The organism is Pseudomonas sp. S150, from assembly GCF_004526365.1.
In the GTDB taxonomy this organism is placed as follows: domain Bacteria; phylum Pseudomonadota; class Gammaproteobacteria; order Pseudomonadales; family Pseudomonadaceae; genus Aquipseudomonas; species Aquipseudomonas putida_A.
On the sequence record NZ_CP038207.1, the window covers coordinates 762,868 to 775,470 of the forward strand.

At 60.6% G+C, this 12,603-nt stretch carries 11 protein-coding genes; 8 read left to right on the forward strand and 3 right to left on the reverse strand.

The annotated features are described in order from the left end of the window. The first annotated feature begins 117 nt into the window (after positions 1-117). Positions 118-1,395 (forward strand): 4-aminobutyrate--2-oxoglutarate transaminase, encoded by a 1,278-nt coding sequence (gene gabT / locus E3Z29_RS03530; protein WP_003220503.1) that lies wholly within the window; start codon positions 118-120, stop codon positions 1,393-1,395. A gap of 140 nt (positions 1,396-1,535) precedes the next feature. Next, on the forward strand, positions 1,536-2,747 hold the full coding sequence (locus E3Z29_RS03535) for a response regulator (protein WP_096796911.1): 1,212 nt from the start codon (positions 1,536-1,538) through the stop codon (positions 2,745-2,747). A 139-nt stretch (positions 2,748-2,886) separates the two neighbouring features. Here the strand turns inward: E3Z29_RS03535 and E3Z29_RS03540 are convergent, their stop codons facing one another. Next, a complete protein-coding gene (locus tag E3Z29_RS03540; protein WP_115988480.1) occupies positions 2,887-3,876 on the reverse strand; it encodes a sensor domain-containing diguanylate cyclase in 990 nt (329 codons plus the stop codon). Positions 3,877-4,122: 246 nt separating this feature from the next. Beyond that, positions 4,123-5,307, reverse strand: coding sequence for a delta-9 fatty acid desaturase DesA (desA, locus tag E3Z29_RS03545; RefSeq protein WP_027611144.1), 1,185 nt, complete (start codon positions 5,305-5,307; stop codon positions 4,123-4,125). Between the two features lie 147 nt (positions 5,308-5,454). Between desA and dibA the strand changes: the two genes are divergently transcribed. The 6 genes from dibA to E3Z29_RS03575 all read left to right on the forward strand — a co-directional run bounded on the left by dibA (position 5,455) and on the right by E3Z29_RS03575 (position 11,955). Continuing rightward, positions 5,455-7,374: a phosphodiesterase DibA gene (gene dibA / locus E3Z29_RS03550; protein WP_134785155.1), complete on the forward strand. Its 1,920-nt coding sequence runs from the start codon at positions 5,455-5,457 to the stop codon at positions 7,372-7,374. A gap of 308 nt (positions 7,375-7,682) precedes the next feature. Beyond that, positions 7,683-7,865: a sulfur starvation response protein OscA gene (gene oscA / locus E3Z29_RS03555; protein WP_003220508.1), complete on the forward strand. Its 183-nt coding sequence runs from the start codon at positions 7,683-7,685 to the stop codon at positions 7,863-7,865. A 137-nt stretch (positions 7,866-8,002) separates the two neighbouring features. Further along, positions 8,003-9,016, forward strand: a complete 1,014-nt coding sequence (locus E3Z29_RS03560) for a sulfate ABC transporter substrate-binding protein (RefSeq protein ID WP_027611146.1) — start codon at positions 8,003-8,005, stop codon at positions 9,014-9,016. Between the two features lie 242 nt (positions 9,017-9,258). Beyond that, positions 9,259-10,077 carry a sulfate ABC transporter permease subunit CysT gene (gene cysT / locus E3Z29_RS03565; RefSeq protein WP_027611147.1) on the forward strand — a complete coding sequence of 273 codons (819 nt, stop codon included), beginning with the start codon at positions 9,259-9,261 and terminating at the stop codon, positions 10,075-10,077. 12 nt (positions 10,078-10,089) lie between these two features. After that, positions 10,090-10,962, forward strand: coding sequence for a sulfate ABC transporter permease subunit CysW (gene cysW, locus E3Z29_RS03570; RefSeq protein WP_003220512.1), 873 nt, complete (start codon positions 10,090-10,092; stop codon positions 10,960-10,962). 3 nt (positions 10,963-10,965) lie between these two features. Beyond that, the gene (locus tag E3Z29_RS03575; protein ID WP_025113397.1) at positions 10,966-11,955 is read left to right on the forward strand and encodes a sulfate/molybdate ABC transporter ATP-binding protein; all 990 of its coding nucleotides are present in this window, start codon (positions 10,966-10,968) and stop codon (positions 11,953-11,955) included. Between the two features lie 81 nt (positions 11,956-12,036). Here E3Z29_RS03575 and E3Z29_RS03580 read toward each other — a convergent pair whose 3' ends face one another. Further along, positions 12,037-12,561: a DUF962 domain-containing protein gene (locus tag E3Z29_RS03580; protein WP_098966608.1), complete on the reverse strand. Its 525-nt coding sequence runs from the start codon at positions 12,559-12,561 to the stop codon at positions 12,037-12,039. Between the last annotated feature and the right edge of the window lie 42 nt (positions 12,562-12,603).

The following is a 12,603-nucleotide window of genomic DNA, read 5'->3' on the forward strand; positions in this document are numbered from 1 at the left end:
GAATTTTCTCTGCGGCCGGGAACGCCGTGGCAGTCGATCATCGCATGCTGCCACCGCCGATTTCTCCCGCTTAATCCTTGAACCACGCCGCCCGATGAGCGGTGAATGAGGACTGTAATGAGCAAGACTAACGCTGAACTGATGGCCCGTCGTACCGCAGCTGTTCCACGTGGTGTTGGCCAGATTCACCCGATCTTCGCTGAGTCGGCGAAGAACGCTACTGTGACTGACGTTGAAGGTCGTGAATTCATCGACTTCGCCGGCGGTATCGCTGTGCTGAACACCGGCCACGTGCACCCGAAAATCATCGCCGCCGTGACCGAACAGCTGAACAAGCTGACCCACACCTGCTTCCAGGTACTGGCCTACGAGCCGTACGTTGAGCTGTGCGAAAAGATCAACGCCAAGGTGCCAGGTGATTTCGCCAAGAAAACCCTGCTGGTGACCACCGGTTCCGAAGCCGTGGAAAACGCCGTGAAAATCGCCCGTGCCGCCACTGGCCGTGCCGGTGTGATCGCCTTCACCGGCGCTTACCACGGTCGCACCATGATGACCCTGGGCCTGACCGGTAAAGTCGTGCCTTACTCGGCCGGCATGGGCTTGATGCCAGGCGGCATCTTCCGTGCGCTGTACCCGAACGAACTGCACGGTGTGAGCATCGACGACTCGATCGCTTCCATCGAACGCATCTTCAAGAACGACGCCGAGCCGAAAGACATCGCCGCGATCATCATCGAGCCTGTGCAGGGTGAAGGTGGTTTCTACGTCGCGCCGAAAGAATTCATGAAGCGTCTGCGTGCCCTGTGCGACCAGCACGGCATCCTGCTGATCGCTGACGAAGTGCAGACCGGCGCTGGCCGTACCGGCACCTTCTTCGCCATGGAACAGATGGGCGTTGCTGCCGACCTGACCACTTTCGCCAAATCCATCGCTGGCGGCTTCCCGCTCGCCGGTGTCTGCGGCAAGGCCGAATACATGGACGCCATCGCTCCAGGCGGCCTGGGCGGCACCTACGCCGGTAGCCCGATCGCTTGCGCTGCGGCGCTGGCCGTGATGGAAGTGTTCGAAGAAGAGCAACTGCTGGACCGCTGCAAGGCTGTCGGCGAGCGTCTGGTAACCGGTTTGAAGGCCATCCAGGCCAAGTACCCGGTGATCGGCGAAGTGCGTGCGCTGGGCGCGATGATCGCGGTCGAGCTGTTCGAAAACGGCGACAGCCACAAGCCAAACCCGACCGCCGTTGCGGCTGTCGTGGCCAAGGCGCGCGACAAGGGTCTGATCCTGCTGTCCTGCGGCACCTACGGCAACGTGCTGCGCGTTCTCGTACCGCTGACCTCGCCGGACGAGCAACTGGACAAAGGTCTGGCGATCATCGAAGAGTGCTTCTCGGAGCTGTAAGCCCCGGCGCTGTGTGATCCGTTCGACAAAAAACCCGCTTCGGCGGGTTTTTTTATGCCCCTGATACACATCCAACGCTTTTGCGCTGTATCGATAGGCCAGCATTGGCTAAGGTTCAGGCATTGCAAGGGAGAGCGCGCATGACCGCCGTTGATTTACCCGCCGTACCCCGAGTGCTGATTGCCGAGGCCGATCCGTGGTCTCGTGACCTGCTTAAACAAGTGTTGCTCAACGTGCGCTGTGATGCGCGGCTGGACTTGTGTGCCGATGGCCAGCAAGCCATGTCGTTACTCAGCGAAGTGCCTTATGACCTGGCCATTGTCGATTGGGAGTTGCCGGGCATTGATGGTTTGAGCGTGCTGCGCAGCGTGCGCCAGCGCAAACGCAATCCGCCGCTGCCGTTCATTCTGATGAGCAGTCGCAACGACAGCGCCAGCGTGCGCGAAGCCATCCCGTTGGCCCCGACGGCCTATCTGACCAAACCGCTGAACATGGAAAGTCTGACCGAGCGGCTGCAGGGTTTGCTGCTGAATGCGGGTGAAGAGGTGTTCTGCGAAGTGCCGACGCTGGCGCCGGGCATGACCTTGTCGGTGTTCCTTGAGCGGCGTCGCGAGCAGGCCGATGGCGCGCCGTTGATGACCGATGTGCAAGTGGCGGTCAAACGCAGCCTCAACCCCAATGGCCTCGATCTGAAGCTGCTGGAAGAAGAGATCCGCACCGATCCGCAGATTACCGCTGTGCTGATCGCCGCCGCCAACAGTGCGGCGCAGCATCATGGTGTGGCGGTGCAGACACTGGGGCAGGCCTTGCATCGCCTTGGTACCGGGCAGAGCATGAACCTGATCCTCGGCCTGGCGCTCAAACGCAGCGCCAGACTCAGTGACCCGTGCCTGGCGGATTACGCCGAGCGCTATTGGGGGCTGTCGCTGCACACGGCGGAATACGCCCGCACCCTGGCGCGCCTGCTCGATCTGGATCAGGAGCGCTGCTACTGCGCGGGCATGCTGCATCGTCTCGGTGACCTGGCGTTGCTGCGTTGTTTGCAGGAGTGGAAGCAGGCTGGCGGCGAGCTTGATGAGTGGGAGGAGGTCGGTGACGCGCTGGCGGAGTTTGGCGCGGCCTACGGTTCGGCGCTGCGTACACGCTGGCGCCTGCCGCTGGAGCTGCGCGAGTTGATTGCGTCGGTCTACCAGCTCGGTGGCGGGGTCTATTCCCGGGAAGCGCTGGTGATGAACATGGCCGCGCAGATGGCCCGTCTGACCGAGCATGAGGGCGTTGAGGAACTGGCGAGGAGTCGTACGGCGCGGCTGCTGAAGATCGGGCTGCCGGAATTGATGCGGATGCGTAAGTAATCTGACTTTTCACAAAACCCTGTGGGAGCGGGCTTGCTCGCGAAGGCGGTGTATCAGCCAACATAAATGCTGAATGACCTACCGCCTTCGCGAGCAAGCCCGCTCCCACATTGGATATTTGGGTTGCTGAAATTCTGGATCAGGCAGAAATGATCCGGTTCTTGCCCTGCCGTTTTGCCTCGTACATGGCCGCATCCGCTCTGGCGAACAGGCTCTCGAGACTGTCGTCGCCATCCCTGAGGCTGGTCAGGCCCTGGCTGACGGTGATGCCGAATGTCTGCCCCTCGTGGTTGAAACTCAGGCGCTGAATCTCCTGCTGCAGCCGCTCGGCCACTTGCAGCGCCATGTCCGGTGCGCAACCGGGAAACACCGCAGCGAACTCCTCGCCGCCAATGCGCCCGAACAGATCGCCCCGGCGTAACGACCCACGTCCGCATTCGGCAATCCGTTGCAGCACGTTGTCACCCGCCGGGTGGCCGTAGCTGTCGTTGATCAGCTTGAAATCATCGATGTCCAGCAGCAGGAAGGCCAGTGGTGCACCTTGCAGGCGCGCCTCTTCGAACTCGCGGTTGGCGCATTCGAAGAAATGGCGGCGGTTGCTGCTCTGGGTCAGTACGTCGGTGGTCGCCAGGCGATGCAGTTCGGTTTCCATGTGCTTCTTGTCGGTGATGTCTTCGGCGATGCCGACGATGATCACCGGTTGCCCGGGTTCGTCCTGACGGTTGATGAAGCACTTGTCGCTGAGCCAGCGCACCTGACCGTCGGCGGCGATGATCCGGTACTCGCGGTCTTCCACAGCACCTTTTTGCAGCACTTCGGCAAGGCTGCGTTCGGCATAGTCGAGGTCGTCGGGGTAGATGCTGTCGCGCCACTGGTTGTAGTCGGCCAGCAACAGGCCTGCGGAGCGACCGAAAATCCGCTCGTAGGCAGGGCTGACATACAGCACCTGACGGGTTTCCCAATTGAACGCCCAGAGCACCGCGTTGACGCTCACCAGCAATGAACTGAACAGTTGTTCGCGCTCGCTCAGCCGGGCGACTTCGCCTTGGGCGTGCATCAGCGCCATCAGGGTTTGCGCGGCCTCGGGCCACTGCGCAAGGGATGAGTCTTTTTGATTGTTGTTGACCATCGGCACATTTCTCAAAAGGTGTGCCGCAATTTCGACAACGGCCACAGTACAGCCCGCCGGGGTGGCGAAGTGTCTTTGAGATAGGGCTTTCGGTGCTAAGTTCCGCGCTTTTGTAGAGAGGAAGCTCGCTCCCGCCGGGCGGTAGAGATGACGCGTTTCAGCAATGAGAACGCGTCGACAAATTTGCGGTAGCTGCGCTACCGATCGGGATGAATCCACTCGCCACAGGGGATTCGTTCATGGCGGTCAGGCTGCGGCGGGGCGCAGCGAGTAGGTTTTCAGCTGGTCGGCAAATTCACGCAGGGACTGGATGCCGCTGGCTTCGGCCTCGTGCACCCATTCCTTGATGGCGGCGAGCATGTCGTGGCCATTGGCGCTGGTCTTGACCCAGATCTGCTGCAGGGCCAGACGTTTCTCGTAAATGACCTTCAGCGCCTGGCTGTGCTCGAGCATGTTCTGGATGCGCAAGTGATGACGGTCTTCCAGCAGGCTGGTTTCCCGCGACAGCAGGCGCTTGGCCCGATGGAATTGATGACGTACCGAATGATCGACCTTGTCCAGCTCCTGCTTGACCAGCGGGCCGATCACCAATTTGCGGTACTGGGCCATGATCTGGAAGCGGTTGTTGAGGATCGCCATGGCGGTGTCCATGTCCAGATGGCCCTTGCCTTCGACGCGGTGGGCAATCGGTGCCACACGCTGCACTTTGGCCAGACCGAAGAAGCTGAAGACCTTGATCCACGCCCAGCCGAGGTCGAACTCCCACTTCTTCACCGACAGCTTGGCCGAGTTGGGGTAGGTGTGATGATTGTTGTGCAGTTCTTCGCCGCCGATCAGGATGCCCCACGGCACCAGATTGGTCGCCGCGTCGCGGCATTCGAAGTTGCGGTAGCCGATGGCGTGACCCAGACCGTTGACCACGCCGGCCGCCCAGACCGGGATCCACATCATCTGAATCGCCCAGATGGTGATGCCGATGGTGCCGAACAGCAGCAGGTCGATGACGCCCATGATCGCCACGCCCAGCAACGGGTAGCGGCTGTAGAGGTTGCGCTCGATCCAGTCTTCGGGGCAGTTCTTGCCGTAGATGCGCAGGGTCTCCGGGTTCTCGGCTTCGGCGCGATACAGCTCGGCGCCTTTGCGCAGCACGGTGGACAGACCCTTGATGACCGGGCTGTGCGGGTCATCTTCGGTTTCGCATTTGGCGTGGTGTTTGCGGTGGATGGCAGTCCACTCGCGGGTGTTCTGCGCCGTGGTCAGCCACAGCCAGAAACGGAAAAAGTGTTTCAGGCCGGCATTCAGCTCCAGCGAGCGATGGGCCGAGTAACGGTGCAGATAGACCGTGACGGCGACAATTGTCACGTGGGTCATCAGCAGGGTGACCGCGACCAGAGACCAGGCCGACAAGCCAAGAAAACCTTCGTACCACATAGGCTATAGGGCCCTCGATAAAGATAAAAACAGCCGTTGCATTATCACCAAGCACACAGATAAAACCAGTCGCCCTTTCAGATAAGAGTCGCTGGATGTTTCTTGACCTATAATTCCAGCCTTTTTTGTAGGGACATGGACAGCCGAATGCCTGCCACTTACCGCGATGCCTTGCGTGCAGCGCTGCTCTACCTGTTGCTTGCTGTGGTCTGGCTGCAGGGAACTGGTTACTTATTGAACAGTTTCTTTGATGAGTCTGTCGATCTGCAGCGATGGCAACTGATCAACGGTTACGTCTGGGCTGCCGTCAGCGCTGGCCTGATTTTCCTGGCACGGGCCAGATTGTGCGAATTTCTCGGCATTGGTGCGCGGCTACGCGAGCGTCAGTCCGACCGTGAACGCCTGCGTCAGGCGGCAGCGGTGTTCGATTGCACCCGCGAAGGGGTGCTGGTCACCAATCATCAGGGCCTGATCGTGCACGTCAACCGTGCGTTCATGGAAATCACCGGCTACCAGTACGACGAAGTTCTCGGCCATCAGCCAAGCCTGTTCAAGTCCGGCCACCATCCGCCGGGCTTTTACCAGGCGATGTTCGCCACGCTGGAGAGCGAGGGCGAATGGAGCGGTGAGATCTGGAACCGACGCAAGAGCGGCGAGATTTATCCACAGTGGCAGACCATCCGCGTGATTCACGATGATCAGGGCCGGCTCAGTCACTACGTGGCGGTATTTTCCGACATCAGTGCGATCAAGGACTCCGAACACGAACTCAAGCACCTCGCCCATCACGACCCGCTGACCGACCTGCCCAATCGCCTGTTGTTCAGCGACCGCGCCGAGCAGGCGCTGGCCTCGGCGCAGATCCACAAGCGTGGCTGCGCCCTGCTGATGATCGATCTGGATCACTTCAAGATGATCAACGACAGCCTCGGGCACAACGTCGGCGATCGCCTGCTCAAAGCGGTGGCGGCGCGCCTGCAGGACCTGTTCGGCCCCGGGATTACCCTGGCACGGCTCGGCGGTGACGAATTCGCGGTGCTGGCGGAAAGTTGTCCACAACTGGTTCAGGCAGCGGCGCTGGCCCAGCGCATTCTCGATGCGCTGAAGGAACCGTTCAGCATCGAGCGGCATCAGCTGTTCATCAACGCCAGTATCGGTATCAGCCTGTTCCCCAGTGATGCATTGAGTGCCGATCAATTGCTGCGCAATGCCGACGCCGCGCTGTTCAAGGCCAAGAGCAGCGGCCGAAACGGCTACGCGCTGTACACCGAAGAGTTGACCGCCCATGCGCAGCAACGGGTCGAGATTGCCTTCGAGCTGCGTCGCGCGCTGGAGCAGCAGGAGCTGCGCGTCTATTACCAACCGGTTCACGATTTGCACAGCAGTCGCCTGATCGGCGTCGAAGCGCTGGTGCGCTGGGAGCATCCGCAGCGTGGTCTGGTGTCACCGGCGGAATTCATCCCGATTGCCGAGCGCACCGGGCTGATCGCCGAAATCGACGCCTGGGTGATGCGTCAGGCGTGTTCGCAGATGTGTCAATGGCAGCAGGCCGGGATTGTGTTGTCGTTTGTCGCGGTGAATGTGTCGTCGCGCCTGTTTGCCCGGCGTGAGCTGTATCAGCAGGTGGCGCAGGTGCTGCACGAGACCGGGCTGGATCCGGCGTATCTGGAGCTGGAAGTCACCGAAAGCGCGGTGATGGATGACCCGGAAGTGGCGCTGGAACAGATGCATCGCTTGCGTGAGTTGGGCATTCGCCTGGCCATCGATGACTTTGGCACGGGGTACTCGTCGTTGTTGCGGCTCAAGCGCTTGCCGGTGCAGAAGCTCAAGATCGATCAGGGTTTTGTCGCCGGTCTGCCGTGGGACGAGGATGACGCAGCCATCGTTCGGGTGATCGTCGCCCTGGCACGCAGCATGGGCATGCAGGTGCATGCCGAAGGGATCGAGCAGGCCGAGCAGGCGGCGTTTCTGCTGGAGCAGGAATGTGATCTGGGGCAGGGGTACTGGTTTGGGCGGCCGGTGCCGGCGGGGGAGATTGATTGGACCAGAGCTCCTGTTATCGGTTAGCAGTCCTGTTATGGCTGACACAAAACCTGTGGTGAGGGGATTTATCCCCGATGGGTCGCGCAGCGGCCCTAAAAAACAGGGACTGCTACGCAGTCCATCGGGGATGAATCCCCTCACCAAAAGGTTTCATACAGGCTTCAAACTCGGGGAACACCGCGCAAACCCTTGCCCCGTCAGATAATGTTTTCTAGTTATATAAACATTCTTAAATAGTCTTTTTAAGAATATCTGCGCCTCTCTTATATTGCTCCCACGCCGAACGCAGTGCCGCCCACTGCCAGGCACATCCCATTCAAAGGAGCAGCACCATGAGCGCATCCCTTCGCAGCGTTGACGGTCAGGACGAAACCACCATCTTGCGTGAAATCCAGAGCGCCCTGCGCGATCTGCGGTTTGGCGCGGTGGAGATCACTGTGCACAACGCCCAGGTCGTGCAGATCGAACGCAAAGAGAAATTCCGTTTGCAGCAGCCGGGTAACAAGCCGAGCTGAAAAAGATCGCAGCCTGCGCCAGCTTTTGCAGGGGGCTGTGCGCAAGCGCTGGCGCAGGCGGCGATCTTTGAATGAGCAACCCGATTCCAGCAACACATAAGAAAAAGCCACCACCAAGAATTCCAGGAGCTTTCACCATGTCGTCGATTCGCCGTTACGCTTTGGCCGCGCTGGCCAGTGCTGTGTTTGCCGGTTCCGCGGTTGCCAAGGATTACGAACTGCTCAATGTGTCGTACGACCCGACGCGCGAGCTGTATCAGGACTACAACGCCGAATTCATCAAGTTCTGGCAGAAGGATCATGCCGGCGACACCGTGAAAATCCAGCAATCCCACGGCGGTTCGGGCAAGCAGGGCCGGGCGGTGATCGACGGTCTGCGTGCCGACGTCGTGACCCTGGCCCTGGCCGGCGACATCGACGAAATCGCCAAGCTCGGCAAGACCCTGCCGGCCGACTGGCAGAAGCGTCTGCCGGACGCCAGCACCCCGTACACCTCAACCATCGTGTTCCTGGTGCGCAAGGGCAACCCGAAAGGCATCAAGGACTGGGGCGACCTGGTCAAGAACGACGTTTCGGTGATCACCCCGAACCCGAAAACCTCCGGTGGTGCACGCTGGAACTTCCTCGCCGCGTGGGCCTATGGCCTGAAAGCCAACGGCGGCAGCGAAGAAAAAGCCAAAGAATACGTACAGACCCTGTTCAAGCACGTTCCCGTGCTGGACACCGGCGCCCGTGGCTCGACCATCACCTTCGTCAACAATGGTCAGGGTGACGTGTTGCTGGCCTGGGAAAACGAAGCGTTCCTGGCACTGAAAGAAGATGGCGGCGCCGACAAGTTCGACATCGTCGTGCCGTCGCTGTCGATCCTTGCCGAGCCACCGGTGGCCGTGGTCGACAAGAACGCCGAGAAGAAGGGCAACGAGCAGATCGCCGAAGCCTACTTGAAGCACCTGTACAGCCCGGCCGGTCAGGAGATCGCCGCGAAGAACTTCTACCGCCCGCGCGACAAGGACGTGGCGGCGAAGTACGCCCAGCAGTTCCCGAAACTGGAACTCGTGACGATCGACAAGGACTTCGGCGGCTGGAAATCCGCACAACCGAAGTTCTTCAACGACGGTGGCGTGTTCGACCAGATCTATCAGGCGCAGTAATCTGCTCCACAATGAGCCTGAAGTTTAGGCACTTGAGATGTGGGAGTGAGCTTTTGTGGTGAGGGGATTCATCCCCGATGGGTTGCGCAGCAGCCCCAATGCCGACCTTTGCGGTGAATCAAATCTACCGCGAACTCTGGTTTTGCGACTGCTTCGCAGTCGGTCGGGGATAAATCCCCTCACCACAGGGCTTGCTCCCACATTGGTGCGTTCAGCGGAATGCTTTTTAACCAAGGACTTTTATGTCGCGTCGTATCTCCCCCGTCATACCCGGCTTCGGGCTGACGCTGGGCTACACCTTGGTGTACCTCAGCCTGATTGTGCTTATCCCGCTGGCGGCGATGTTCGTCCACGCCGCCCAACTCACCTGGGATCAGTTCTGGACGATCATCACCGCGCCACGCGTGCTGGCAGCGTTGAAGCTGAGCTTCGGCACCGCGCTGTGTGCGGCGATCATCAACGGCATCATCGGTACGCTGCTGGCCTGGGTGCTGGTGCGCTACACCTTCCCCGGGCGCAAGGTGATCGACGCGATGATCGACCTGCCGTTCGCCCTGCCGACGGCGGTGGCCGGTATCGCCCTGACCGCGCTGTACACCCCGACCGGTCTGGTCGGCCAGTTTGCCGCCGACCTCGGTTTCAAGATTGCCTACACGCCGCTGGGCATCACCCTGGCGCTGACTTTCGTCACCCTGCCGTTCGTGGTGCGCACGGTGCAGCCGGTACTGGCTGACATTCCCCGTGAAGTCGAAGAGGCCGCTGCCTGCCTTGGCGCGAAACCTTTGCAGGTGTTCCGCCATATCCTCTTGCCAGCGCTGTTGCCCGCCTGGTTGACCGGTTTTGCCCTGGCGTTCGCCCGCGGTGTCGGTGAGTACGGCTCGGTGATTTTCATCGCCGGCAACATGCCGATGAAAACCGAGATCCTGCCGCTGCTGATCATGGTCAAGCTCGATCAATACGATTACACCGGCGCCACTTCCATCGGCGTGCTGATGCTGGTGGTTTCCTTCGTCCTGTTGCTGCTGATCAACCTGTTGCAGCGGCGCATCGAAACCCCATAAGGAGGCGCGAACATGTCCCAATCGTCTATTGCGGCCGCGTCCTCGGCCAACGCTGCACGCCGTGGCAGTGCTACTTCACGGCGCGTGCTGATCGGTCTCGGCTGGCTGATCTTTTTCCTGTTTCTGGTACTGCCGCTGTTCATCGTGGTGTCGCAAGGTTTGAAGAATGGCCTCGGCGCATTCTTCACGGCGATCTTTGAACCGGACGCCTTGTCGGCGCTGAAACTCACGGTGATCGCCGTGCTGATTTCGGTGCCGCTGAACCTGGTGTTCGGGGTCAGTGCCGCGTGGTGCGTGAGCAAGTATTCGTTCCGTGGCAAGAGCATGCTGGTGACGCTGATCGACCTGCCGTTCTCGGTGTCGCCGGTGATCGCCGGTCTGGTCTACGTGCTGATGTTTGGCGCTCAGGGCCTGTTCGGGCCTTGGCTGCAGGATCATGACATCCAGATCGTCTTCGCCCTGCCGGGCATCGTGCTGGCGACGATCTTCGTCACCGTGCCGTTCGTGGCCCGCGAGCTGATTCCGCTGATGCAGGAACAAGGCACGCAGGAAGAGGAAGCCGCGCGCCTGCTCGGCGCCAATGGCTGGCAGATGTTCTGGCATGTCACCGTCCCCAACATCAAGTGGGGCCTGATCTATGGTGTGGTGCTGTGTACCGCTCGGGCCATGGGTGAGTTCGGTGCGGTGTCGGTGGTTTCCGGGCACATTCGCGGGGTGACCAACACCTTGCCGCTGCACGTCGAGATCCTCTACAACGAATACAACCACGTGGCCGCGTTCGCCGTGGCGAGCCTGTTGCTGATCCTGGCGCTCTTCATCCTGCTGCTCAAGCAGTGGAGCGAAAACCGTATCAACCGCCTGCGCGCCAGCGCCGCGGAGGAATAATTCATGTCGATCGAAGTGCGTAACGTCAGCAAGAATTTCAATGCGTTCAAGGCGCTGGACAACATCAGCCTGGACATTCACAGCGGTGAACTGGTGGCGCTGCTCGGCCCGTCCGGCTGCGGCAAGACCACGCTGCTACGGATCATCGCCGGCCTGGAAACCCCGGATCAGGGCAACATCGTGTTTCACGGCGAAGACGTCTCCGGCCACGACGTGCGTGATCGCAACGTCGGTTTCGTGTTCCAGCACTACGCCTTGTTCCGCCACATGACGGTGTTCGACAACGTCGCGTTCGGCCTGCGCATGAAACCGAAAAACCAGCGCCCGAGCGAAAGCCAGATCGCGACCAAGGTCCACGAACTGCTGAACATGGTGCAGCTGGACTGGCTGTCGGATCGCTACCCGGAGCAACTCTCCGGCGGTCAGCGTCAGCGTATCGCCTTGGCCCGTGCCTTGGCGGTGGAACCGAAAGTGCTGCTGCTCGACGAGCCGTTCGGCGCTCTCGACGCCAAGGTGCGTAAAGAGCTGCGCCGCTGGCTCGCGCGCCTGCACGAAGACATCAACCTGACCTCGGTGTTCGTGACCCACGACCAGGAAGAAGCGATGGAAGTCGCCGACCGCATCGTGGTGATGAACAAGGGCGTGATCGAGCAGATCGGCTCACCGGGCGACGTCTACGAAAACCCGGCCAGCGATTTCGTTTATCACTTCCTCGGCGACTCGAACCGCTTGCTGCTCAGCGATGACAACCATGTGCTGTTCCGTCCGCACGAAGTGTCGTTGTCCAAGCATGAACTGGAAGATCACCACGCCGCTGAAGTGCGTGATATTCGCCCATTGGGCGCGACCACGCGGGTGACGTTGAAGGTGGAGGGGCAGACGGATCTGATCGAGGCTGAAGTGGTGAAGGATCACGACAGCCTGATCGGACTGGCCAAGGGTGAAACGCTGTTCTTCAAGCCGAAGGTCTGGCAGAAAGTCGCCGGCCTCTAAAGTCAAAAGCTTCGCGAGCAGGCTCGCTCCCACCTTTGGAACGTATTCCATTGTGGGAGCGGGCTTGCTCGCGAAAGCGGCCTATACAGCCGCGCGATTCGGATTGACCCGCACCACCCCCGCCCGCGCCTCGATCTGCTCTTTCAACTCATGGCGCATGCCGAGCAGGAAGGCCACTTCCGCCACCACAAACAGCGGCCCGACGATCAGCCCGCTCACGTCATCGACAAACGCCGGTTTGCGCCCCTCGTAGTGGTGCCCGACAAACTGGATTACCCAGCCAATCACAAACATCGCCAGCCCGCTGCTCAGCCAGACCATGGTGCTCTGCTGCGCCAGCGCATGCCCGGCCCAGACCGACAGGCCCATCAACAGCGTCATCAGAACGCCCAGCTTCAGTTCCAGGCGCAGGTAAAACCACGCCGACGCCAGCGCCAGCAGCACCGCCGGAGAGATCCACAAGCCGCCCAGTGACCATTCTGGTCGCGACAGCAACACCGCCACCGCCACCACGATCAGCGGAATGCCGATAAAGTGGCTGGCGATGTTGCGCGGGTCGCGGTGGTAGGCGGCGTATTGACTGAGATGGTCGACGAGGCTTTTCATTGTTGTTCCTCCTGTAGGGTGCGTGCAGCATGTCTCGGGTTC

Bases quoted from the DNA above. Each gene is read 5' to 3' on its own strand.
- gabT (WP_003220503.1), top strand. From the start codon at position 118: ATGAGCAAGACTAACGCTGAACTGATGGCCCGTCGTACCGCAGCTGTT.
- E3Z29_RS03535 (WP_096796911.1), top strand. From the start codon at position 1,536: ATGACCGCCGTTGATTTACCCGCCGTACCCCGAGTGCTGATTGCCGAG.
- E3Z29_RS03540 (WP_115988480.1), bottom strand. From the start codon at position 3,876: ATGGTCAACAACAATCAAAAAGACTCATCCCTTGCGCAGTGGCCCGAG.
- desA (WP_027611144.1), bottom strand. From the start codon at position 5,307: ATGTGGTACGAAGGTTTTCTTGGCTTGTCGGCCTGGTCTCTGGTCGCG.
- dibA (WP_134785155.1), top strand. From the start codon at position 5,455: ATGCCTGCCACTTACCGCGATGCCTTGCGTGCAGCGCTGCTCTACCTG.
- oscA (WP_003220508.1), top strand. From the start codon at position 7,683: ATGAGCGCATCCCTTCGCAGCGTTGACGGTCAGGACGAAACCACCATC.
- E3Z29_RS03560 (WP_027611146.1), top strand. From the start codon at position 8,003: ATGTCGTCGATTCGCCGTTACGCTTTGGCCGCGCTGGCCAGTGCTGTG.
- cysT (WP_027611147.1), top strand. From the start codon at position 9,259: ATGTCGCGTCGTATCTCCCCCGTCATACCCGGCTTCGGGCTGACGCTG.
- cysW (WP_003220512.1), top strand. From the start codon at position 10,090: ATGTCCCAATCGTCTATTGCGGCCGCGTCCTCGGCCAACGCTGCACGC.
- E3Z29_RS03575 (WP_025113397.1), top strand. From the start codon at position 10,966: ATGTCGATCGAAGTGCGTAACGTCAGCAAGAATTTCAATGCGTTCAAG.
- E3Z29_RS03580 (WP_098966608.1), bottom strand. From the start codon at position 12,561: ATGAAAAGCCTCGTCGACCATCTCAGTCAATACGCCGCCTACCACCGC.